This is a genomic window from Leucobacter soli, assembly GCF_042659205.1.
In the GTDB taxonomy this organism is placed as follows: Bacteria; Actinomycetota; Actinomycetes; order Actinomycetales; family Microbacteriaceae; genus Leucobacter; species Leucobacter soli.
Genome location: NZ_JBHSRW010000410.1, coordinates 1 through 1,023, shown reverse-complemented (window position 1 = coordinate 1,023; position 1,023 = coordinate 1). Strand labels below are relative to the sequence as shown.

At 72.7% G+C, this 1,023-nt stretch carries 2 protein-coding genes; both read right to left on the bottom strand.

Translation table 11 applies throughout. The annotated features are described in order from the left end of the window. A partial coding sequence (locus ACFPZL_RS13595; RefSeq protein WP_382335920.1) for an adenosylhomocysteinase occupies positions 1-674 on the bottom strand: 674 nt, incomplete at its 3' end. Beyond that, the coding region (locus ACFPZL_RS13590) for an adenosylhomocysteinase (RefSeq protein ID WP_382335918.1) at positions 671-1,023 on the bottom strand (353 nt) is incomplete at its 5' end. The genes ACFPZL_RS13590 and ACFPZL_RS13595, both read right to left, overlap by 4 nt.

Here is a 1,023-nt window from a genome sequence, read left to right as displayed (position 1 = left end):
ACCCGGGCGCCCATCGCCGCGGCGTCGCGGGCGACGCCCGTGCCGACCCAGCCGTAGCCGACCACCGCGACGGTGCGCCCGGCGAGCTGCAGGTTCGTAAGGTCGAGGAAGGCCATGACGCACGACTGCGAGGTGCCGTAGAGGTTGTCGAAGAGGTACTTCGACGCGGCGTCGTTGACGGCGATGACTGGCAGCTTCAGCGCGCCGTCGTCGTGCATCACCCGCAGCGGGCGCACGCCGCTCGTCGTCTCCTCGGTCGCGCCGATCATCTTCGCGACGAGCTCGGGGTACTCGCGGTGGGCGAGGCGGGTGACCGAGGCGCCGTCATCGATCAGGATGTCGAGCCCGGTCTCGAGGAACTCGCGCGCGAGCCGCAGATCCTCGGCCTCGTCCGCCGAGCTGTCGGCGAACACGCGCAGGCCCAGCCCGCGCAGCGCCTCCGCCACCTGCTGGTCGGTCGACGACGCGTTGCAGGCCACGACGACCTCAGCGCCCGCGTCCCGCAGCGCGAGGGCGAGGTTCGCGGTCTTCGGCTCGAGCACCAGGCTGACGCCGACGCGCAGTCCCGCGAGCGAGCCCTGCTCCGCCAAGCGCTTCGCGACGCGCTCGAGCACGGGCATGCTGCGCGCCGCCCAGGCGATGCGCTCCGCAGCGGCTCCGGTGATGTCGATCATGCGGGGCTCCCTCCGTCCGCGGTGCCGGCCATGCGGGCGGTGTGGTCGTCGAGCTGGTCGGTGCGGAGCTCGTCGAGGCGGATCCCGTAGGAGGCGAGTTTCGCGGCGGCGATCGAATCGTCCAGCGCCTTGGGCAGGATGTGCACGCCGGGATCGAGCGAGGTCGAGGCCAGGTGGTGGACGCCGAGCCCCTGCACGGCGAAGGTCAGGTCCATCACCTCGACGGGATGGCCGCTGCCGCCGGCGATGTTGACGAGGGCGCCGCCCGCGAGGACGTGGAGGTCGCGCTCCCCGATCCGGTAGCTGGTGATGCCCGGCCGGGACTCCGCGGCCGATGCGGCCGAACCCG